This is a genomic window from Saccharomonospora sp. (genome assembly GCF_027317685.1).
Taxonomy (GTDB): domain Bacteria; phylum Actinomycetota; class Actinomycetes; order Mycobacteriales; family Pseudonocardiaceae; genus Saccharomonospora.
The window spans coordinates 34,469-53,636 of the sequence record NZ_DAHVQP010000074.1; the positions used below are offsets into that span (position 1 = coordinate 34,469).

Annotated in this window: 23 protein-coding genes and 2 tRNA genes; 18 read left to right on the plus strand and 7 right to left on the minus strand. The window is 66.4% G+C overall.

The genetic code is table 11. The features are described 5' to 3' along the window. The first annotated feature begins 5 nt into the window (after positions 1-5). From M7H19_RS08785 to M7H19_RS08795, 3 genes are all read left to right on the plus strand, one after another. The gene (locus M7H19_RS08785; protein WP_298179415.1) at positions 6-1,133 is read left to right on the plus strand and encodes a serpin family protein; all 1,128 of its coding nucleotides are present in this window, start codon (positions 6-8) and stop codon (positions 1,131-1,133) included. An 89-nt stretch (positions 1,134-1,222) separates the two neighbouring features. Then, positions 1,223-2,944 (plus strand): glycosyl transferase, encoded by a 1,722-nt coding sequence (locus tag M7H19_RS08790; RefSeq protein WP_298179468.1) that lies wholly within the window; start codon positions 1,223-1,225, stop codon positions 2,942-2,944. 53 nt (positions 2,945-2,997) lie between these two features. After that, positions 2,998-3,594: a carboxymuconolactone decarboxylase family protein gene (locus tag M7H19_RS08795; protein ID WP_298179419.1), complete on the plus strand. Its 597-nt coding sequence runs from the start codon at positions 2,998-3,000 to the stop codon at positions 3,592-3,594. Here M7H19_RS08795 and sigJ read toward each other — a convergent pair. Continuing rightward, complete coding sequence (gene sigJ / locus M7H19_RS08800) at positions 3,575-4,507, minus strand: RNA polymerase sigma factor SigJ (protein WP_298179422.1); 933 nt, start codon at positions 4,505-4,507, stop codon at positions 3,575-3,577. The two genes, M7H19_RS08795 and sigJ, sit on opposite strands and share 20 nt — an antisense overlap. A 58-nt stretch (positions 4,508-4,565) precedes the next feature. Here sigJ and dnaG point away from each other — a divergent pair, with 58 nt between their 5' ends. The 3 genes from dnaG to M7H19_RS08815 all read left to right on the plus strand — a co-directional run bounded on the left by dnaG (position 4,566) and on the right by M7H19_RS08815 (position 7,849). Beyond that, positions 4,566-6,479 carry a DNA primase gene (gene dnaG, locus M7H19_RS08805; RefSeq protein WP_298179425.1) on the plus strand — a complete coding sequence of 638 codons (1,914 nt, stop codon included), beginning with the start codon at positions 4,566-4,568 and terminating at the stop codon, positions 6,477-6,479. Positions 6,480-6,483: 4 nt separating this feature from the next. Further along, positions 6,484-7,011 carry a hypothetical protein gene (locus M7H19_RS08810; protein ID WP_298179428.1) on the plus strand — a complete coding sequence of 176 codons (528 nt, stop codon included), beginning with the start codon at positions 6,484-6,486 and terminating at the stop codon, positions 7,009-7,011. Between the two features lie 70 nt (positions 7,012-7,081). After that, positions 7,082-7,849, plus strand: coding sequence for a trans-aconitate 2-methyltransferase (locus M7H19_RS08815; RefSeq protein ID WP_298179430.1), 768 nt, complete (start codon positions 7,082-7,084; stop codon positions 7,847-7,849). A 4-nt stretch (positions 7,850-7,853) separates the two neighbouring features. Here the strand turns inward: M7H19_RS08815 and M7H19_RS08820 are convergent, their stop codons facing one another. Then, entirely contained in the window at positions 7,854-8,108 is a 255-nt protein-coding gene (locus M7H19_RS08820; protein ID WP_298179470.1) for a hypothetical protein, read from the minus strand. A gap of 191 nt (positions 8,109-8,299) precedes the next feature. Between M7H19_RS08820 and M7H19_RS08825 the strand changes: the two genes are divergently transcribed. Both M7H19_RS08825 and M7H19_RS08830 read left to right on the plus strand, forming a co-directional pair. Continuing rightward, positions 8,300-8,372, plus strand: a tRNA-Asn gene (locus tag M7H19_RS08825). Positions 8,373-8,808: 436 nt separating this feature from the next. Further along, a complete protein-coding gene (locus M7H19_RS08830) occupies positions 8,809-10,515 on the plus strand; it encodes a BCCT family transporter (RefSeq protein WP_298179433.1) in 1,707 nt (568 codons plus the stop codon). 16 nt (positions 10,516-10,531) lie between these two features. Here the strand turns inward: M7H19_RS08830 and M7H19_RS08835 are convergent, their stop codons facing one another. Together M7H19_RS08835 and M7H19_RS08840 are read right to left on the minus strand one after the other, a co-directional pair. Next, positions 10,532-11,497 carry a phosphatase PAP2 family protein gene (locus tag M7H19_RS08835; RefSeq protein WP_298179436.1) on the minus strand — a complete coding sequence of 322 codons (966 nt, stop codon included), beginning with the start codon at positions 11,495-11,497 and terminating at the stop codon, positions 10,532-10,534. A gap of 134 nt (positions 11,498-11,631) precedes the next feature. Further along, entirely contained in the window at positions 11,632-12,261 is a 630-nt protein-coding gene (locus M7H19_RS08840) for a DUF2267 domain-containing protein (RefSeq protein ID WP_298179439.1), read from the minus strand. A 209-nt stretch (positions 12,262-12,470) separates the two neighbouring features. On the opposite strand from M7H19_RS08840, the gene M7H19_RS08845 reads away from it, so the two are divergent. The 3 genes from M7H19_RS08845 (at position 12,471) to M7H19_RS08855 (ending at position 14,610) form a co-directional block, all read left to right on the plus strand. Beyond that, on the plus strand, positions 12,471-12,893 hold the full coding sequence (locus M7H19_RS08845) for a four-helix bundle copper-binding protein (protein ID WP_298179442.1): 423 nt from the start codon (positions 12,471-12,473) through the stop codon (positions 12,891-12,893). Positions 12,894-13,200: 307 nt separating this feature from the next. Then, positions 13,201-13,274 (plus strand) — tRNA-Ile (locus M7H19_RS08850). 913 nt (positions 13,275-14,187) lie between these two features. Next, positions 14,188-14,610 carry an Imm1 family immunity protein gene (locus M7H19_RS08855; RefSeq protein WP_298179445.1) on the plus strand — a complete coding sequence of 141 codons (423 nt, stop codon included), beginning with the start codon at positions 14,188-14,190 and terminating at the stop codon, positions 14,608-14,610. A gap of 30 nt (positions 14,611-14,640) precedes the next feature. Here the strand turns inward: M7H19_RS08855 and M7H19_RS08860 are convergent, their stop codons facing one another. The 3 genes from M7H19_RS08860 to M7H19_RS08870 are packed head-to-tail and all read right to left on the minus strand — an operon-like array spanning position 14,641 to position 15,705. Further along, a complete protein-coding gene (locus tag M7H19_RS08860; RefSeq protein WP_298179447.1) occupies positions 14,641-14,922 on the minus strand; it encodes a hypothetical protein in 282 nt (93 codons plus the stop codon). Further along, positions 14,915-15,457, minus strand: coding sequence for a hypothetical protein (locus tag M7H19_RS08865; protein ID WP_298179450.1), 543 nt, complete (start codon positions 15,455-15,457; stop codon positions 14,915-14,917). The genes M7H19_RS08860 and M7H19_RS08865 overlap by 8 nt, the downstream gene beginning before the upstream one ends. Further along, positions 15,454-15,705: a zinc finger protein gene (locus M7H19_RS08870; RefSeq protein ID WP_298179453.1), complete on the minus strand. Its 252-nt coding sequence runs from the start codon at positions 15,703-15,705 to the stop codon at positions 15,454-15,456. Before M7H19_RS08870 ends, M7H19_RS08865 begins: the two co-directional genes overlap by 4 nt. A gap of 137 nt (positions 15,706-15,842) precedes the next feature. Between M7H19_RS08870 and M7H19_RS08875 the strand changes: the two genes are divergently transcribed. The 7 genes from M7H19_RS08875 to M7H19_RS08900 form a co-directional block, all read left to right on the plus strand. Next, positions 15,843-16,688 (plus strand): helix-turn-helix transcriptional regulator, encoded by an 846-nt coding sequence (locus M7H19_RS08875; protein ID WP_298179456.1) that lies wholly within the window; start codon positions 15,843-15,845, stop codon positions 16,686-16,688. Then, a complete protein-coding gene (locus M7H19_RS08880) occupies positions 16,685-16,885 on the plus strand; it encodes a DUF397 domain-containing protein (protein WP_298179459.1) in 201 nt (66 codons plus the stop codon). Before M7H19_RS08875 ends, M7H19_RS08880 begins: the two co-directional genes overlap by 4 nt. A gap of 87 nt (positions 16,886-16,972) precedes the next feature. Further along, positions 16,973-17,125: a Scr1 family TA system antitoxin-like transcriptional regulator gene (locus M7H19_RS18600; RefSeq protein ID WP_363321349.1), complete on the plus strand. Its 153-nt coding sequence runs from the start codon at positions 16,973-16,975 to the stop codon at positions 17,123-17,125. Then, entirely contained in the window at positions 17,122-17,325 is a 204-nt protein-coding gene (locus tag M7H19_RS08885) for a DUF397 domain-containing protein (protein ID WP_298179460.1), read from the plus strand. Before M7H19_RS18600 ends, M7H19_RS08885 begins: the two co-directional genes overlap by 4 nt. An 87-nt stretch (positions 17,326-17,412) precedes the next feature. Continuing rightward, positions 17,413-17,565, plus strand: a complete 153-nt coding sequence (locus M7H19_RS08890; protein ID WP_298179461.1) for a hypothetical protein — start codon at positions 17,413-17,415, stop codon at positions 17,563-17,565. Further along, positions 17,562-17,762 (plus strand): DUF397 domain-containing protein, encoded by a 201-nt coding sequence (locus M7H19_RS08895; protein WP_298179463.1) that lies wholly within the window; start codon positions 17,562-17,564, stop codon positions 17,760-17,762. The genes M7H19_RS08890 and M7H19_RS08895 overlap by 4 nt, the downstream gene beginning before the upstream one ends. 216 nt (positions 17,763-17,978) lie before the next feature. Next, the coding region (locus tag M7H19_RS08900) for a class I SAM-dependent DNA methyltransferase (protein ID WP_298179465.1) at positions 17,979-19,168 on the plus strand (1,190 nt) is incomplete at its 3' end.

Genomic DNA, 19,168 nt, shown 5'->3' on the forward strand with positions numbered 1-19,168 from the left:
GGAGAATGCCGGAACGCGACGCCGCTCAAGCTCACCTGAATTTCGCCCTGGCCCTGCATCGGGCGCTGGGCTCACCCGGGGGCAACACGTGTTTCTCCCCCTACTCGGTGGCCGGTGCTTTGGGGCTGGTCGCCCGTGCGGCTCGGGGAGACACCGCGACCCAACCGGCCGCGCTGCTGGCGGGAGCGTCCGAACGGGTCTCCGAGCAGGCCGATCTCCTGCGGAAGGCGGCGGTGCTCGACGCCCCTCACGGCGGGCAGGACGAGCCGACGTTGGCGGTGTCCAACACGCTGTGGGTGTGGCGGCAGTTGCAGATGAAACCCGGCTTCGCCGACGTCGTGACCTCCTGGCCCTCGGGCGCGGTGGCCACGGCACCGTTCGTGGAGGACCCGGAGGCCGCGCGCGCCACCATCAACGCCGACGTGGCCCGCACGACCCGCGACCTCATTCCCGAGCTCCTGCTCCCTGGCACCGTCGGCGGTGACACGGTGGCTGGACTGGTCAGCGCGTTGTACCTGCGGGTGGCGTGGACCTATCCGTTCCGGGACACCAGCACGGCCGAAGGTGATTTCCACGCTCCGTCGGGTGTCGTGCGGGGACCGATGATGTGGCAGGCCGAACGTCTCGGTTACGCCCGGCACGAGGGATGGCGGCTGGTGGACCTGCCCGCGGTCGGAGGAGTGAGCGCGTCGGTGCTGTTGCCCGACCGTCCCCTGGCCGAGGCCGAACTCGAACTCGACGCCGAGACGCTGCACGCGCTGCTGGAGGCGCGGAGCGAGGCGATGGTGCGGTTGACGATGCCCCGGTTGTCGCTGGACGTGCGCTGCCCGCTGAAGGACGCCTTGGAATCGCTGGGCGTACGCAGGATGTTCGAACCGAGCGCGGACTTCGGTGAACTCAGTGACGACCCGCGGCTGTCGGTGTCCGACGTTCTGCACCAGACCGTACTGCGGCTCGACGAGAGCGGCTTGGAAGGCGCCGCGGCCACCGCTGCCATGATGCGGTTGGTGTCGGCGCCTTCGGGCACGCCTGTCACCGTGGAAGTGAACCGCCCGTTCCTCCTGCTCGTGCGCCATCGGGCCAGCGGCGCGGTCTATTTCCTGGCTCGGGTGACCGAACCGTGGCCACACTGACGCCCACCCGTACTCGCTCCGATGTCGAAAAGGTCGCGGAAACGGTCCGGTGGCGACCTCGGCTGCCATATCTGGCCGACGCCGCGATCATGCTGGGCTTCGCCCTGGCGGCGCTTCTGCTCTATCGTCCATTGTGGTCGGATCTGGACGGTGGTTACCTGAGGTTCAGTGGTCAGGACCAGAACCTGTGGGAGTGGTTCTACGCCGTCACGGCACACAACGTGCTGAACTTCGAGAACCCGTTGTTCACCACGTTGCAGAACTACCCGGCCGGGGTGAACCTCTCGGCGAACACGGCCATGTACGGCCTGTCCGTGCCACTGACCCCCGTCACCATCCTCTTCGGACCCACCGCCACTTTCACGTTGGTGCTCACGGGCGGCCTCGCCGGGACCGCCGCGGCCTGGTACTGGGTGTTGTCCCGGCATCTCGTGACCTCTCGGACGGGTGCCGCGATCGGGGCGGCGTTCTGTGGGTTCGCGCCGCCGATGATCTCCCACGCCAACGCTCACCCGAACTGGGTGGCATTGTTCGTGATGCCGTTCATCGTGCTGTGGCTGCTCAAGATCGTGCGCGGGGCACCGCCCGTACGCAGCGGCGTCGTCCTCGGACTACTGGTGACCTGGCAGATCTTCATCGGCAAGGAACCGCTGATGGTCATGGCGACCACGATGGTGGTGTTCGCCGTGACCTACGCCCTCATGGCTCCCGAGCACACGCTCGCGGTGGCCCGTCGCCTCGGCCTCGCCCTCGGCGTCGGGGCCTCGGTGTCCTTGGTGATCGCGGCGGTGCCGTTGTGGTGGCAGTTCTTCGGGCCGCAGAGCTACTCGGCCCTGGAACACGGTATGCGTGGCAACGACGCGGCCTCCTTCACCGCGTTCGCCACCGACTCCCTGGCGGGCGGTGGGAACGGTGAGGACAACGCCTCCGGACTGGCCATGAACCGTACCGAGGAGAACTCGTTCTTCGGCTGGCCACTGGTTCTGGTGATATTCGGTGTCACGATCGCGCTCTGGCGGGTGGTCGCGGCCCGCGCCGTCGCGGTCACCATGTTCGTGATGGCCTGGATATCGATGGGAGCCCTCGTCATCGTCGACGGCGAGGGGACCCCGATTCCCGGGCCGTGGATGTTGTTGTTCGATCGACCGCTGTTCGAGTCGGTACTGGAGACCCGTTTCTCCCTGGGGTGTGTGCCCCTGATCGGGATACTGCTGGCGATGGCGACCGAACGGGTGTTGCGGCTACGGGCGCGACCCGAACAACGCCACGCCGCGACGATCACGTGGTGCAGTGCGCTGGTCGTCGCGTTGTTGCCGATCGTGCCCACCCCGCTGGAGGTCACCGAACGCAACGCGGCACCCGCGTTCTTCACCGACGGCACCTGGCGTGCCTATGTGCGGGACGGCTCGGTGGTGCCTGTGCCACCGCCTCACGTCGGTAACGCCGACGCCCTGCACTGGCAGATGGAGGCGGGCATGGGCTTCCCCTTGGTGGAGGGCTACTTCGTCGGCCCGGACGAGGAGGGCGAGGGAATCTACGGCGCGCCGCGCACTCGGACCTCTCTTATCCTGGAACACGTCGCCACGGAAGGAAAAGTCTACGAGGTCACCGACTACGACCGTCTCGTCGCACGAAGCGACCTGCGTTATTGGGAAGCGGACGTGTTGGTCCTGCCACTGGGCACCCGCCATCAGCACGAGTTGCGGGCGACGGTCACGGCCCTGCTGAGGGATCCCGGCCGCCCGGTTCAGGACGTGTGGGTGTGGGACGTGCACGCGCTTTCGAAGTCTTCCGGTGTCACATTCCGGTAGGCCGCCCCGTCCCCTCGGTGACCGCGATTACCGCAACCGAAGGGAGGGCTCCCATGCCCCGCATACCCGCTGTTCCCATGGAACGGGCCGGACATCTGACGCGTTTGCTCTACCGGGTCACCCGCCGTCGTTACGGTGCGGTTCCCGAACCGTTCGCGGTGAGCGCCCACCATCCGCGGATACTGCTGGCGTCGGGCCTGCACGAGCTGATGGCGGAGCGCGCCACCCGGGTCCTGCCGCCCAGCGTCGCCGACCTCGCCGTCTACCGCGTGGCGGTGCGGATGAACTGCTCGTGGTGCATCGACTTCGGCACGATGCTGCAGAAGCACAGGGGGCTCGACATCGAACGGCTGAAGCACATCGACGACTATGCCGAGTCGTCCCTGTTCACTCGTCAGGAGCGGCTCGCTATCGCCTATGCCGACGCGATGACGGAGACGCCCGTGTCCGTCACCGACGAGCAGATGGCCGAGTTGGAAAGAGAGTTCGGCCGTGCCGGTGTCGTCGAGCTTACGTACCTGATTGGCCTGGAGAACGCCCGGAGTCGCACCAACAGCGCGTTGGGCATCACCGACCAGGGGTTCACCTCGGGTGAGGCGTGTGCCGTGCCCCTGCCGACGACCGGCGACGTCAACGAGGCACGCGCGTGAGCTTGTCGGGGTTGACGATGTCGTAGAGCGCGACGATCCGACCGTCGCGCACGGCGAAGGTCTGCACATGCTCGTCGAGGTCGCGGTACCGGCCGTCGCCGGACTTGGCGGGCAGGTGGAGGCCGGGATCGCCGTTGACGAGCACGGGCCGGGCGGCGCGTACGAAATCCGGCCCGTAGCTCGCCAGCAGGCCGAGGAGCAGCCGGGCGATCTTGTCGGCGCCGACGACGACCCGCCGGACGGTCTTGGCCTTGCCGTTCGAGTCGCCGACGAGCCGCGCCTCCGGGTGAAGCAGAGCGACCATGGCCTCGATGTCGCCGGAGAGCATCGCCTGGGTGAACCGTTCGAGCAGTTCCAGCTGTTCACCGGCGTCGACGCGAGGCGGTGGGTCGGCCTCGGCGAGTGTTCTCCTGGCGCGCGAGGCATGTTGCCGCGCGGCGGTGGCGGAGCACGACAGGATCTCGCCGATCTCCTCGAACGGCACATCGAAGGCGTCGTGCAGCACGAACGCCACGCGCTGCCGTGGGGGGAGCGCGTCGAGTACGACCATGGCCGCCAGCCGCACCGCGTCGTCGCGCACGACGACGTCCATCGGGTCGTCGGTCGCCCGGGTGTCCAGCGGACCGACGATCGGTTCCGGCAGCCAGGTACCCACATACCGTTCCCGGCGTGCGGCCGCCGACCGCAGTCGGTCCAGGCAGACGCGCCCCACCACTGTGGTGCACCACGCCCGGAGGTCTCGGATGTCCTCGCGCCTGGTCTCGGTCAACCCGGCCAGGCGTAGCCACGTCTCCTGCACGGCGTCTTCTGCGTCGGCCAGTGAGCCGGTGAGCCGGTAGGCCACCGCGAGCAGGTGTGTCCGGACGGCGGAGAACTCGTCGGTGCGTTTCGTCACGCTGTCGTCGGGCGGCACGGCCCGAGTATGGGCCACGCTGGCGAAGTCACGTTTCCCGGTGTTCTACAGTGGGCGAGTGGCGGGACGGATCCGGGAAAGCGACATCGCGCAGGTGCGTGAACGCAATCGGATCGACGAGGTCGTCGGCGAGTATGTGGCGTTGCGGCGTGCTGGGGGCGGAGCTCTGAAGGGCCTGTGCCCCTTCCACGAGGAGAAGACGCCGTCGTTCAACGTGCGGCCCACGCACGGCACCTTCCACTGCTTCGGCTGTGGTGAGGGCGGCGACGTCATCAAGTTCGTCATGCAGATCGAACACCTCGGTTTCGTCGAGTCCGTGGAGCGGCTCGCCGACCGCATCGGGCTGCGGTTGACCTACGAGGGAGGCGGCAGCAGCGTTCGCCGTGACCGTGGCACCCGTCTCCGGTTGGTCGAAGCGCACAAAGCCGCTCAGGCGTTCTACGCCGAGCAGCTCGACACTCCGGAGGCCGAGGCCGCGCGCACGTTCCTCTCCGAACGCGGGTTCGACCGGGAGACATGGACGAAATTCGGCTGCGGGTTCGCCCCGGCCGGATGGGATCGGCTCACGAAACACCTGTTGCGCAGCGGTTTCGAACTGTCCGAACTCTACAAGGCCCAGTTGTCGAAGGAAGGCAGGCGGGGACCGATCGACCGGTTCCACCGCAGGCTCGTGTGGCCGATCAAGGACCGGGGCGGTGACGTCGTCGGTTTTGGCGCGCGCCGGTTGTTCGACGACGACCCGATCCAGGCCAAATACCTCAACACCAGCGAGAGCCCCATCTATAAGAAGTCGCAGGTGTTGTTCGGACTCGACCAGGCCAAACGCGAGATCGCGCGACGGCACCAGGTGGTGGTCGTCGAGGGGTACACCGACGTGATGGCCATGCACGCCGCCGGGGTGCCGACGGCGGTGGCGTCGTCCGGCACGGCGTTCGGCGAGGACCACATGCGTGTGCTGCGGCAGCTCATGATGGACGACGACGCCTTCCGCGGAGAGGTGATCTTCACCTTCGACGGCGACGAGGCGGGTCAGAAGGCCGCGCTCAAGGCGTTCGGGGGCGACCAGACGTTCGCGGGCCAGACCTACATCGCGATCGCCCCGGACGGGATGGACCCGTGTGAGCTGCGGCTGGCCAAGGGTGACGCGGCCGTGCGCGATTTGGTGGCCCGCCGCATTCCGCTGTTCGAGTTCGCCATCAAAAGCCTGCTCGCCTCCTACGACCTCGATTCGGTGGACGGCCAGGTGGCGGCGTTGCAGCGGACCGTGCCGCTGGTCGCGCAGATCAAGGACCGGGCCAAACGCGACGGCTACGCCACCAAACTGGCGTGGTGGGTCGGTTGGCAGGACGAGGCCATGGTGGTGCGGCGTGTGCGGGAGACCGCCGACGCGCCGGCGAAGGCCAACGGTCCCCGGCGTGCCGCCTCCCGTAACGGTGGCGCGGCCGGTAACCGCGGTGCGAACGGCGCGGGAGGACAGCTGGAGCGTCCCGACCCGAGGAATCCGGACCTGGAGGCACAGCGAGAGGCGTTGAAGGCGGCTCTGCAGGAGCCCGCGCTCGCCGGTCCGGAGTACGACGCACTGCCGGAGGACGCGTTCGTCCACCCCGCGTACGTGGGGGTGCACCGCGCGATCCTGAAGGCTGGCGGCACGAGCAGCGGACTCGCCGGTCCCGCGTTGATCGAGGCGGCCTCCTCGTACGTGGAGGACCGCACGGTCGCGTCGCTACTGTCGGAACTGGCGGTGGAACCGTTGAGATCCCCGAAAGAGGCCGACGCCCGGTACGTGTCGAGCGTGCTCGCCGCCGTGCAGGAGAACCTCGTCGGCAGGCAGATCGGTGAACTCAAATCACGCTTGCAGCGGTTGTCCCCGGCGGACGCGGCCGAGGAGTATCGTGCGCTCTTCGGTGATCTCGTGGCACTGGAGCAGTACCGCATCGCGTTGCGGGAGCAGGCGGCGAACCGATGGGACTGATCACGTGAGCATATGGCGCAAGATCTTCGGCCAGGACGTGCCCGACGTGGTGCGAGCGAAGCTCGCGGACGAGGAGCACGTGTTCGCCACCGCGGCCACGGGCACCGGAGGACATGTCGCGGTCACCGCGCTTGGGCTCTGGGTGCCCGACGGGGAGAGTGTGCGCCGGATCGGCTGGGATGTGATCAGCAAAGCAGTGTGGAAGGGCGACGCCCTGACGGTGACCGAGGCGGAGGTGACCGAGCGGGCGGGCGACGCCGTGGTGTTGCGTGACCTGCCGCCGACGCGGCATGTGCTGCCGAAACCGGGCAAGGTCCCGTATCTCGTGCGGCAGCGCGTGGAGAGCTCGATCCGCTCCCGGTATCGCAAGGAGCTGCCCGGCGGCGGGGCGTGGTTCGTGGTGCGCAAGCTGCCCGGCGCCGACGGTGTCGTGTTGCAGGTGCGGCCCGACCCGGGCACCGAGCCCGACGTCGTGCGCGACATCGCGCGTGAGGCCGCCGCGACGTTCACCGCGGGTCGCTCGGGGCCTTGATCCTCGCCACGGTCGCCTGAGCTGCAGTACTGTCTTGTCGGCGATCCGTGACGAGGCGAGGAGGCCGACAGTGTGGGACCCGCGAGCGTATTCGAACTACGACGAGCTGCGGTCGCGGCCCTTTCATGAACTCGTCGCCCGCATCGGTGCCGAACGGCCTCGTCGAGTGGTGGACGCCGGCTGCGGACCCGGCACGCTCACCAAGGAACTGGCACGTCAGTGGCCCGGTGCGACGGTGGAGGCGTTCGACAGCTCACCCGAGATGGTCTCCGCCGCCCGGGAGAACGGCGTGGACGCCCGACTGCTCGACATAACCGACTGGCGGCCCGAGCCGGACACCGACGTGCTGGTGAGCAACGCCGTGCTTCAGTGGGTTCCGGGGCACGCGGCACTGCTGCGCCGCTGGGTGGAACAGTTGCCGCCGGGGGCGTGGCTGGCCGTGCAGGTGCCTGGCAACATGAACGCGCCCTCGCACCGGCTGGTGCGTTCGTTGGTGGGAAGCGAGCCGTGGTCCGAGCTTCTGCGGGACGTTCGGCTGCGCGGGGCCGAAGCCGTGCACGAGCCGTCGGACTACGCGGAGCTGTTCGCCGGTCTCGGCTGCGCGGTGGACGCGTGGGAGACCACGTACGTGCAGCGGCTGACGGGAGAGGACGCGGTGCTGAACTGGATCACCGGGACGGCGCTGCGGCCGATCGCGGCCGCGCTCGCCCCCGACGACTGGGAGGCGTTCCGCCACGAGTTGGCACCGTTGCTGCGCGAGGCCTACCCGCCCAGGGCCGACGGCACCACCTGGTTCCCGTTCCGGAGGATCTTCGTGGTGGCCCGCACTCCCGCGTGACGCGCTACGACAGCCCGGACCGCCTTGAGCCCGAGGTGACCTGACCGTCGGGGCCGTGAGCCACGGTGGGGCGGTGGGTGAACGGCAGCCGCTCGCCGAGCTTTTCGCCGAGCTTGGCGCGCACCACACCGGCCGCGCCCTGTACCGCGGGATGGTCGGCGATCTTGCGGTAAGTGCGCACGATCTGTTCGTAGCGGGTGTGTCCCGCACGGGCACCGAGAACGTAACCCGCTGCGGCACCCAACAGGAACATCTTCAACTCGGCCTCCATGAGATACGGGACTGCACGTCCGATCGCGTCCTGTCGCGCCCTGTCATTGTCTCGCAGGCTCACCCACCACGCCGCGCGCGACTCCGGGAAGGAAGGTAGGGGGGTGGTGTGAGGGGCTGATCGAGGGTGCGCTACAGTTACTAACTGTCAGGCCGGAGGGATCCGGCAGGACGAAGCAGTCCCTCGTAGCTCAATTGGCAGAGCATTCGGCTGTTAACCGAAGGGTTGCTGGTTCGAGTCCAGCCGGGGGAGCAACCGCCCAGGTCGAAAGACCTGGGCCTTTTTGTCTCTCGGGCTCTGGCTCGCGCCTTGTCGTAGTTTTGTCGTAAAAATGACGCGACCACGGGCCGGCCTCAGGCTCCGGCAGGATGTGCTCCAGAGCTGCGATGTCGGCCTGATCGACCACCCGCTTGCGGCGGTAGTGCCGCTCCACGATCGCCGGAGCATCACCCGACTGGTCCGCGATGGCTGTCGTCGGCGGGTTCGCTTCGTCGGGTAACGACAGTGCCCGGCCGGCTGACGATGTCACCGAGGCTCTGGCCGAATAGACGGCGCACCACTCGACGTGCAGGTTTCCCGCGCGTCGCTTACGGCTAATTCTCCGCCCGGGCTCTGTGACTGTGCGCGCTCCGACGTACTTTCCGGTCGCCGACAGCTCACGGAGCCGGTACGGAGGGAGATCATCAGCATGCTGAAGAAGCTGGAACGGGTGCTCGGACTGAAGACGAACCCGGCGATCTTCTTCAGCGCGGCGTTGCTGGTCTTGATGTTCGTCGTGGGCTCCATCCTGTTCACGGAGGAAGTGGACAGTGTCTTCCGGGCCGTTTCGAACGCCGTGAAGACGAACCTCGGTTGGCTCTACATCCTCGGTGTGACCTCCTTTTTGGTCTTCCTGCTGTGGATCGCGTGCAGCCGGTACGGCAACGTCCGGCTCGGTGACAAGGACTCGCGGCCCGAATACAGCAACGTGAGTTGGTTCGGGATGCTGTTCGCCGCGGGCATCGGTTCGATCCTGATGTTCTGGGGTGTGGCCGAACCCATCAACCACTTCGCGAACCCGCCCTTCAGCGGTGCGCACGACCAGGTGGACGCCCTGGCGGGGGACATGGGCAGCTCCCAGGACTTCGCCGAACAACTCGGCGAGATACCCGTGGGGCCGGGCGCGACAGCGCCTTTGAGTGAGAACGCGGCCAACGAAGCGATCGGCTTCGCGCTCTACCACTTCGGCCTTCACACGTGGTCGATCTTCTTGTTGCCCGCGTTGGCCTTCGCCTATTTCGCCTACAAGCGCGGTCTGCCGTTTCGCGTGAGCTCCATCTTCCACCCGATCCTCGGCGAGAAGATCAACGGCCCGCTGGGTCGGATCATCGACACGGTGGCCGTGATCGGCACGTTGTTCGGCGTCGCCGTCTCCATCGGCCTCGGCACGCTACAGATCAACAGTGGCCTGAACGAGTTGTTCGGTGTGGAGGTCAGCGGGCTGGTTCAGATCCTGATCATCGCGGTGGTGACCACCTTCGCGACGATCTCCGTGGCGACCGGTCTGGACAAGGGCATCAAATGGCTGTCCAACATCAACATCGGGATGGCCGTCGGACTGCTGTTGTTCATCCTCTTCACGGGCTCGACGGTGTTCCTGCTGCGTGGCGTGATCGAAAGCACCGGCACCTACCTGAGCATGCTGGTGCCGTTGTCGTTCTGGAACGACGCACTGCCCGCCGGGGACTGGGGCTGGCAGGGCACTTGGACGGTGTTCTACTGGGCGTGGACGATCACCTGGGCGCCGTTCGTTGGCATCTTCGTCGCCCGCATCTCCAAAGGCCGCACGATCCGCGAGTTCGTGCTCGGTGTGCTGGGCGCGCCGGTGGCGTTCTCCGTCGTCTGGTTCAGCATCTTCGGGATGTCGTCCATCAACATCGAATGGAACGAACCCGGCTCACTGATCGGCCCGGTGGTGCAGGAAGGCGACACGGCCGCCGCGTTGTTCACCTTCCTGGAGCACTTCCCGGCCTCCGAATTCATGATGGGGTTCTCGGTGCTCGTGGTGATCATCTTCTTCACCACGTCGGCCGACTCGGCCTCACTCGTGGTGGACATGCTGACCTCGGGCAACACGACCAACCCTCCGGTGCGGCAGCGGGTGTTCTGGGCGGTGCTGGGTGGAACGGTCGCCGCCACGCTGATCGCCGCCACCGGTCAGGAGGCGTTGCAGGCGCTGGAACAGGTCATCACCGTGATCGGGCTGCCGTTCTTCTTCGTCGCGTTCGCGATGATGTATTGCACGATCAAGGCGCTGAGGAAGGACATCCCCGAGGAGGAACTCCTGCCACCCCGCGCCCGGATGCTGTTGGAACGAGAACGGAAGAACCGGAAGGCAGAGCCGGAACCGGAGTGACGGCCGGCTTTCCGCTTCAGCGACGCCGAGGGGACTGCGGTCGGTGCGAGGGTTGCGGCCACCGATCGTGGTCGGTGAGCTCCGGCGGCCAGTGCGGGGTGCGGGGGAGAAGCCTCGTGGGCGCGCTGTCGATCGTCGGCCGCGTGGCGGGCAGGACACTCGTCGTCTCGTCCTCGGAAAGCGCCCGCTGGAAGTCCGGGTCCGGGAGTGACCGTTCGAAGATCTCGTCATCCGCGTCGTCCTCGGCGTTCTCGCTGTCCGCACCGCCCTCCGGCAGTGACCGTTCCGGGGCGGTAGCGGGGCCGGAGCCGAGCAGCACACCGAAGGTCGGATGGGGTCGGAAACGTTCGACCAGCGGTGTGAGGCGCTGCGCCACCAACGACAACGCCGCCCAGACGACCACCACGCCGAGACCGAAGCCGACGAGCGCGTCGTGCGGATAGTGCACACCCACGACGACGCGGGAAAGTGCCACGAGCGCGCCCAGGATCAAAGCGGTGACCCCGATACGGCCACGTCGACACACGAACACGGCCATCGCCGCGCCCCCGGCGATGGTCGAGTGGTTGCTCGGGAACGACCAGTCACCGACGGCAGGACACTCGGTCAACGGGGCGGAGCCCGGCACCGCCCGGCACGGACGGTCCTGCTCGATCAGTAGTTTGGCGATCTCGCTGGTTCCGTAGGCGAACAGCGTGGCCACGGGAGCGAGCAACGCCGATGCCATGGCGTGCCCGGGTTCTCCTCGGGCCCGCCACCACCCGAACATCAGCAGCAGGCCGAGCACCACCACGCCGGCCTCGGTGAAGAAGACCGCGAAGTGCTGGAACCACGGGGGCGCGGCGTTGGCGGCGTCGAGCACCGCGCGGTACAGCTCCGCGGAGACGTCGGGCACGCCGTCGACGTCGAGCGCTGTGGTCGCCTGCGTGGGGACGACGGTCGTGCGTCCTCCGGGGACGGTCTCGGCGACCTCGTGGAACATCGCGGTAACTCCTGGGCGTCAACTGACCAACACAGTGTGTTGATCACGTTAACGAGCCACAGGAGCTACCCGTATCGGCCGGGCGGCAAAGCGTGATCAACCCATCGGCTATTGTCGGCCGACCGTGGGGACGGTCAGGAGATTCCCTGCCGGGGCAGCAGCATGTCCTCGGCCGCGGTGATGGCTTCCGGGTCGCGGTCGGTGCGGGGACCGGAGGATGGGCGGTCCATCAGCTGCCTGTTGAGATCCGACACCGCATCGACCAGGAACTCGACCTTGCGGCGAAGCTCCCACAGTTCCGTGGCGTCGCCGTCTGTTCCGCTTTGCGTGGTCGCCTCTTGAGTGGTGGGCGTGAATATCTCCTGCAGGTCTCGCGGCAGGTGGTCCAGCGCGCGTTCGAGTGAACCAGGGGACAGCAACCTCCGCATCCCATCGGACACTCGTCGCATGGCGGATCGCACATCGGTGCGGCGGATGGTGGCCGTGTCCGCGATGCGGTCGATGTAGTACTCGGCGCTGTGACGCAGGGGCACCTTGCTCGGCACCCAGCCGTCGTAGAACGTGCCGCGCCACATCTCGGGAAGCTGCGCGGCGAAGTGGGCAGCCGATTCCACGGTGAGTCGGTCACGGATCGTGTGTAGCCAGGCTCGCAACACTCGGTAGGTGTATCGGCGGTCCTGGGTGCCCAGGGCTTCGCCGACCGTGGTCAGCCATTCGTGTGCTGTGTTCTGTGCTCGGGCGAGTGGGTCGCCTGTGTTCGTCATGTCGTCCTCCTGCATCAGGACCGGTGAGTGTGACGTGTACTTGGTTGCAGTGTCCGTCCCGGCCACCGGTGGGCACAGGGTCGAACGACTCAATTGGGGTGCTTCGGTGACCTGCGTGTTTTTGGGCTTTCGGAAGCGGGCTGGATTGGTCGTCTCGGCACCGGTGAACCCTGCGGGGGTCAAAGAACGCGAGTTGAAGGGAGACGGCCATGTCCGTTGCGGAGATGCTGCGCACCCACCCCGCCGACTTCGGTGGCATCGACCGGGACGTGCTCAGGCGGTGCATCGAGGAGTGTGTGGCCTGTGCCCAGGCGTGCACGGCCTGTGCGGACGCGTGCCTGGCCGAGCCCGACGACGTGCTTCCGTCGTTGCGGAAATGCATCAGGATCAACACCGACTGCGCGGACGTGTGCGAGACGACGGCGCGCGTGTTGTCACGGCACACCAACGATGTCGAGCTGACCCGCGCCGTGCTGGAGGCGTGCGCGACCGTGTGCCGGTCGTGCGCCGACGAGTGCGAGCAGCATGCCTCGCATCACGAGCACTGCCGCGTGTGCGCGGAGGCGTGCCGCCGCTGTGAACAGGCGTGCCGAGAGGTGATCGACGGACTCGCCGCAGGGGCCGGTCGATGACCTCTGTGTCTTCGTGGGGGAGCTCATCGCTGAAGCGGCCGTGACCCGGGTTTTCCGTGCCCTCGGTGGGGTGTCAGGCCGGTCCGAGTCCCGAATGGAGCGCGGACACCGCATGCTTTCATCGGCCGGGCGGCACGCAGGGGGCCGAGTCCACTGGCTCCCGCAGGCCGGCTGAGCCCGGTAGCGTGGGCTCACCCGATCGGGTTGAAAAAGAGTGCGGAGCACTGCGAACGACCGTGGGCGCACGCGATATAGTGCGGTCTGCTGGGTTGGATGTGGGGCCTTGAGGTCGACCGAATCCAGTCTTGGGCCGGTAGCTCAGTAGGTTAGAGCAGGGGACTCATAATCCCTTGGCCGCGGGTTCGAGTCCCGCCCGGCCCACCTCTTACCAGACGTTTTCGTTGGTTGCAAGATCGAGAGTGATCGGTCGTCCATGGTTTTGTCCATGGACAGCGCGTTGATGTCCCCGCTGAGCTGGTTGGATGCTGCGGCCATGGCTCAATCGACTGGGGGCGTCGATCGACGCGGTGACCGGCAGCGAGCTCTACCCAGCCGAGACGATCAACGGCACGGACAGAGCCAGCAACGCGCGCCTGCTCGAAACCTTGTATGGGGAGCTACCGCGTTGCCGGATTCGCTGTAGTGACAAGCCTTTCGTCACAGGCAAGGCGGAAGGCAAGCACGACTGCAAGAAGGCCGAGTGCAAGCCGCACGCGCGCAGGCTCACGCCGCACGTCCACGGTGCGGCGGATTCCCGCACGGTTACGTGGTTGTCAGTGTTCGCACCTACTGTCGCCGCGAGGCGGTCTAAGAAGGGGTGCATGTGTTTGCGCTCGGTGACGTCATCGCGCGGATACGCGCGGCACTCGGCCAGATCAGCAATGCTCGGCGTGCGCTCGGGCAGGCTGGTGACTACCTGGGTGAGGCGAACCAGTACCTCACGCGCTCCTTTGAAGGTTCCCGCGCACCCGAGGCCGAGCAGGCTCTCGGGCTGTTGGCCCACGCCGGCACTGGAATAGACGGCGCTTCTGGCGTACTGGTCGAGGCGGAAGGTGGCATACAGGGCTATGTGAACAGCCTTACCGGAGGGATTACGGAAGGCCTGCCACCGGCTGTGAAATCCGGTCCTGCGCGGCAGCCGGAGCCTGTTTCCCCCCCCCGGCTCACTCCTGTCGGAGCGGATCGAGCAGCTTCGCGACGAGCTGGTTCCCGTACTGCTCCCCGAAGGGGGCACACTGACCGTGTACGGACCGAACGGCTTCGCCAAGACCTACCAGGGAGGAAGAAGGCCGCCGTGGCGCAAGGACTGAACGTTCACTACCTGGTCGAACACGCCGACAATCCCGTCACCGTGAACACGCCCGACGAGGTTCGTACGCTGCTCCGCGCCGTCAGGGACGCCTACCCGGACGGCCGTCCCGTGCTCCTCACTGTGGTCGTGGCCGATGACCCGTGGAAGTCCGAACTCTCTGTCGGAATCGATGGAGACAAGGGCGTATTGCACTACTCCGGGGAGGGCACCCCACCCAACGGCGTTTACAGCGAGAATCCGACCCCCTCCAATTCCTCTCCAGTGATCTACTACTACGTCTCGGCCGACACTGAGTTCCCGGCCAACGCGGAAATCCCATTCTCAACAGTGGAAGCAGCCGTGGTCGAGTACCTGACCACAGAGGGCGAGCAACCGGCAGCCGTGAATTGGCAAACCACCATGTGAGCTGCCACCCCCGAGGATCGGGCCGGAGAGCTACGGCACGAGCTGCTGTAGTCCGTGTAGCAGGCGTTGGAGTGTGGGTAGGTCGGTGGAGTGGGCGCGGCGCAGCGCGTGGCGTGCCTCGGCGGTGGTCTCGTCGGGATCGACGGTCGGCCATGCCGGTAGGTGTCCGAAGTGGATTCCGGTGGTCGGCTGGGCATCTATCACGGCGGGGATGGTTTCGGTGGTGGGTTCGTGGCTGTCCAGCGCCCAGAACTGTGTGGTGGGCGGGTCGTCGCACTCGGGGTGGAGTACGGCGGTGGGCGCGTCATACATCGACGGTGTCCTGATGGGTGAGTAGGTGGTGCGCGAGTTCGGCGACGTGGCGGCCGACGGCCTGGAGGTGGCGGGTGTCGTGGGGTGCGGCGTCCGCGAGGTGGGCGAGGGCTCCGATGACTTCGTAGGCGTGGCACCACAGCTCGCGGGCGGGGCCGTCCTCGACAACCGGCGCCCATTCGGCGGGGCGGGCGGCTTCGAGGATTCCGGCGGCGCGGTCGTGGAGGTCCTCCCGCATGCCGTCCATCGCGCGACACATGTCGGCGAGAGTGTCGGCGAGGGTGTGCCATTGGCTGCGGGTGAGGAGGGCGTGGGGAGTTTCGCGGCCTCCCGTGAGCGCGGGTTGCGGGTTGATCTCGTCGGCGCGGGCGAGCATGTCGGTGCCGAGTGTGCACAACGCCTCGCCCACCTCACGCAAACCCCGTGCGGGGAGTTCGCCGCCGTTCTGGGTGGCCATGAGCGCGAGCGCGACTTCCCCGAGGCCGCCGTTCACCCGGCGTAGACGCGCCAACAGGCGCCGGTCCGACTCGATCACCGTGCGTCCTCCGTTTCAGTGGCGAGGGCCGGGATCTCCTCCGGCGGGAAACCCTCGCGTACCCGCCACTCGCGGTCGCAGCGCCAGCAGGTCTGGTCGAACCACATTCCCGGCGCCATGTCCTGAGTCCGGGGCGTCACGGTCGCCCCGCACAAGGTGGTGAGCGGCTGCCCGACCGCAGGTCGCTCGGCGTCGGTGTCGTAGGCGTGCCGCCGTCCGTCGGCCTGCTGCCACAGATATCGCTGCATGGGAGCCTCCATTCCGCATAAGCTTCGGATCACAGAACCAGTGGTGCGAACCAAATTCCCACGGTGTGCACCACTGGTGCAATACTCCGATTGGGGTATGGGTGACTCCGTTTGCGGCGCGATCTATGCTGTGGTGCATGGTCAGCACCACACCGAAAGCGCGTGCACTAGGCGCGGAACTCCGCCAGGCGCGTGAGCGAGCGGGACTCGGGTTACGTGAACTCGCGCGACGTCTGGAGATGTCTCACTCCGTACTCTCGCGGATTGAATCCGGTGAGCGTCCGCCGCGCCCGGAGGATGTCGCGAGCATCCTCACCGCGCTCGGTGTGCACGGGCAGGCACAGGAATCCATCCTCGACCTATCACGGGACACAGGCGGTTCGCACTGGCTGTCCGTGGGCATGCCCGAGCTTGATCGTCAGCTCGCGGCGCTGTTGGATTTCGAGCGCACCGCGAGCCACATCATCGACGTATCGCCGCTACTCATACCCGGGTTGCTTCAAACCTCGGAGTACGTGAGGGCCATGATGACGACAGCAGGATTGCCCTCACATGAGGTCGAGATGCGCTCAGCGGTGCGGCTCGGCAGGCGTGAGGCGTTACGTGCTGGGAACCCATCACGGTTGACTGCTTACATTGGTGAGTCAGCGTTGTATCAGCGGATCGTGGACGCCACGGCGATGCGGGAGCAACTGCGATTCATCCTGGAGTTGGCGGATCTACCTCATGTCACTGTGCGCATCATCCCGGCTGTCAGTGGATGGCATCCGGGTCTGGAAGGCGCGTTTTCTCTGCTGGAGTTCACAGCGGCCCCGCCGATTGTGCACCTGGAGACGCGGCGCTCTGGCCTGTTCCTCGGTGAGAAAGCCGACGTAGACGCCTACCGGGTCGCTATCGATAAGGTCCGGGAAGTGGCGCTGAGCCCAGCGGACTCAACCAAGCTCATCGCCGATGCTAGCCAGGAAATGGAGACGACATCATGACGGTACATCACGAGGGCGGCGAATGGTGGAAGTCGTCATTCAGCACGCAGACAACGAATTGCGTGGAGGTTCGCCGTGTCGAGGGCGGCATAGAAGTGCGCAACTCCAAGCGGCCCGATGCCGGGACTGTCGCCTATACCGACAGTGAGTGGAAGGCGTTTATCGCTGGCGTGAAGAACGGCGAGTTCGACATCTGAAGCCGTCTTTGCAAGCTGGCCCGCACCTGCGGTGATGGTGCGGGTTGGCTTGGCTCGTAGCCTCTTTTTCCGAGGCCATCCCCGATCGTGAGAGCGGGGAGCCTCTGCTTTCAGCGGTCTGAAAAGACGGTGGCCGGCTACCGGGAAGCGTTCGATACCCTGTGCCGGTCGGCGATGAGCCCGGCCGAATCCATGCAACTCATCGCCGATGCCCTCGAACAGAAGGAGACGCAACCGTGAGCGGACAGCACAAGCACGACGACGCCTGGCGCAAATCGTCGTTCAGTGGCGGGCAAACCAACTGTGTGGAGTTCCGCCGCACGCCGGACGGGGTGGAGGTCCGTAACTCGAAGCGGCCCGATGCCGGGACTGTCGCCTATACCGACAGTGAGTGGAAGGCGTTTATCGCGGGCGTGAAGAACGGCGAGTTCGACATCTGAAGCCGTCTTTGCAAGCTGGCCCGCACCTGCGGTGATGGTGCGGGTTGGCTTGGCTCGCAGCCTCTTTTTCCGAGGCCATCCCCGATCGTGAGAGCGGGGAGCCTCTGCTTTCAGCGGTCTGAAAAGACGGTGGTCGGCTACCGGGATGCGGTCGATACCCTGTGCCGGTCGGCGATGAGTCCCGCCGAGTCCGTGCAGCTCATCGCCGATGCCATCAACGGCAAGGAGACGACAGAATGACGGTACCTGAAACCGAGGACGGCTGGTTCAAGTCGAGCTTCAGCGCGAACACCGACAACTGTGTGGAGTTCCGCCGCACGCCGGACGGGGTGGAAGTCCGTAACTCCAAGCGGCCCGACGCCGGGACCGTCGCCTACACCGACAGTGAGTGGAAGGCTTTCATCGCTGGCGCGAAGAACGGCGAGTTCGACATCTGAGACGCGCAGGCAGACGGGCTTCGCCCCCTCACGAGGCGAGGCCCGTTTGTCGTCCGGCCGTTGTGAAGACCATCCCCGCATGCGGGGGAGGCGAACCAGCAACCCTTCGGTTAACAGCCGACACTCTCGCGACGATGACACCCCAGTAGATCGGCCCAATCCCGCTCGCGCTGGGCGTCCGACAACCATCGTCGAGTGAGCCTCGTAAGGAGCCTTGTGAGCACGCTCGGTAGCTTCATCTGGTCGATCGCCGACCAGCTTCGGGGTCCCTACCGCCCCAACCAGTACGGCAACGTGATCCTCCCGTTCACGATCCTGCGCCGTCTCGACTGCATCCTTGAACCCGACCGGGAGACGGTGCGCGAGCTGGCGGCGAAGTACGACAACCCGAACCGGCTCAGGGTCGAGGTCAAGAAGGCCACCGGCAGGCCGTTCTACAACACTTCGAACTACTCCTTCGCCAACCTGCTGGCCGATGCCGACGGGCTGGCGGACAACCTCGCCGACTACATCGACCGGTTCTCACCCGATGTCGACGTGTTCGAGTACTTCGACTTCAAAAAGGAAATCCTCGCCCTGGAGAAGGCGGGGCTGCTGCGCGAGATCGTCACGTCGTTCAAGGGCGTCGACCTGCATCCGGACGTCGTCTCCAACGCCGACATGGGTGATGCGTTCGAGTACATCATCCGCAAGTTCAACGAGGCCGCGAACGAGACCTCCGGCGACCACTACACCCCGCGCGATGCGGTCCGGCTGCTGGTGGACCTGCTGTTCGCCGAGAAGGACGTCGACCTGAACGAGGCGGGCATCGTTCGCACGCTGTACGACCCGACCGCGGGCACCGGCGGCATGCTCGCCCTGGCCGAAGAACACCTGCTCGCCCAGAACCCCGACGCGAAGCTGAGCCTGTTCGGCCAGGAGTACAACCCGCAGTCGTACGCGATCTGCAAATCCGACCTGCTGGCCAAGGGGCACGACGCGACCAACATCGCCTTCGGCAACACGCTGACCGACGACGCCTTCAAGGGCCGCCAGTTCGACTACTGCATGTCCAACCCGCCGTATGGCGTCGACTGGAAGCAGTACGCCAAGGCAGTCAAGGCGGAGAAGGAGCAGGCCGGTCCTTACGGCAGGTTCGCCCCCGGTCTCCCGTCGACCTCGGACGGGCAGATGCTCTTCCTGCTCCACCTGGTTCACAAGATGCGGGCCCCGGAGGATGGCGGCGGCCGGGCCGGGATCGTGATGAACGGCTCGCCGCTCTTCAACGGCGCCGCCGAGTCCGGCCCCTCCAACATCCGTAAATGGCTGCTGGAAAACGACCTGGTCGACGCGATCGTTGCCTTGCCGACCAACATGTTCTTCAACACCGGCATCGCCACCTACATCTGGATTCTCGACAACACCAA

Coding starts and splice junctions, on each gene's coding strand:
- M7H19_RS08785 (WP_298179415.1), top strand. CDS start 6: ATGCCGGAACGCGACGCCGCTCAAGCTCACCTGAATTTCGCCCTGGCC.
- M7H19_RS08790 (WP_298179468.1), top strand. CDS start 1,223: ATGCTGGGCTTCGCCCTGGCGGCGCTTCTGCTCTATCGTCCATTGTGG.
- M7H19_RS08795 (WP_298179419.1), top strand. CDS start 2,998: ATGCCCCGCATACCCGCTGTTCCCATGGAACGGGCCGGACATCTGACG.
- M7H19_RS08830 (WP_298179433.1), top strand. CDS start 8,809: ATGCTGAAGAAGCTGGAACGGGTGCTCGGACTGAAGACGAACCCGGCG.
- M7H19_RS08835 (WP_298179436.1), bottom strand. CDS start 11,497: ATGTTCCACGAGGTCGCCGAGACCGTCCCCGGAGGACGCACGACCGTC.
- M7H19_RS08840 (WP_298179439.1), bottom strand. CDS start 12,261: ATGACGAACACAGGCGACCCACTCGCCCGAGCACAGAACACAGCACAC.
- M7H19_RS08845 (WP_298179442.1), top strand. CDS start 12,471: ATGTCCGTTGCGGAGATGCTGCGCACCCACCCCGCCGACTTCGGTGGC.
- M7H19_RS08860 (WP_298179447.1), bottom strand. CDS start 14,922: ATGTATGACGCGCCCACCGCCGTACTCCACCCCGAGTGCGACGACCCG.
- M7H19_RS08870 (WP_298179453.1), bottom strand. CDS start 15,705: ATGCAGCGATATCTGTGGCAGCAGGCCGACGGACGGCGGCACGCCTAC.
- M7H19_RS08875 (WP_298179456.1), top strand. CDS start 15,843: ATGGTCAGCACCACACCGAAAGCGCGTGCACTAGGCGCGGAACTCCGC.
- M7H19_RS08880 (WP_298179459.1), top strand. CDS start 16,685: ATGACGGTACATCACGAGGGCGGCGAATGGTGGAAGTCGTCATTCAGC.
- M7H19_RS08895 (WP_298179463.1), top strand. CDS start 17,562: ATGACGGTACCTGAAACCGAGGACGGCTGGTTCAAGTCGAGCTTCAGC.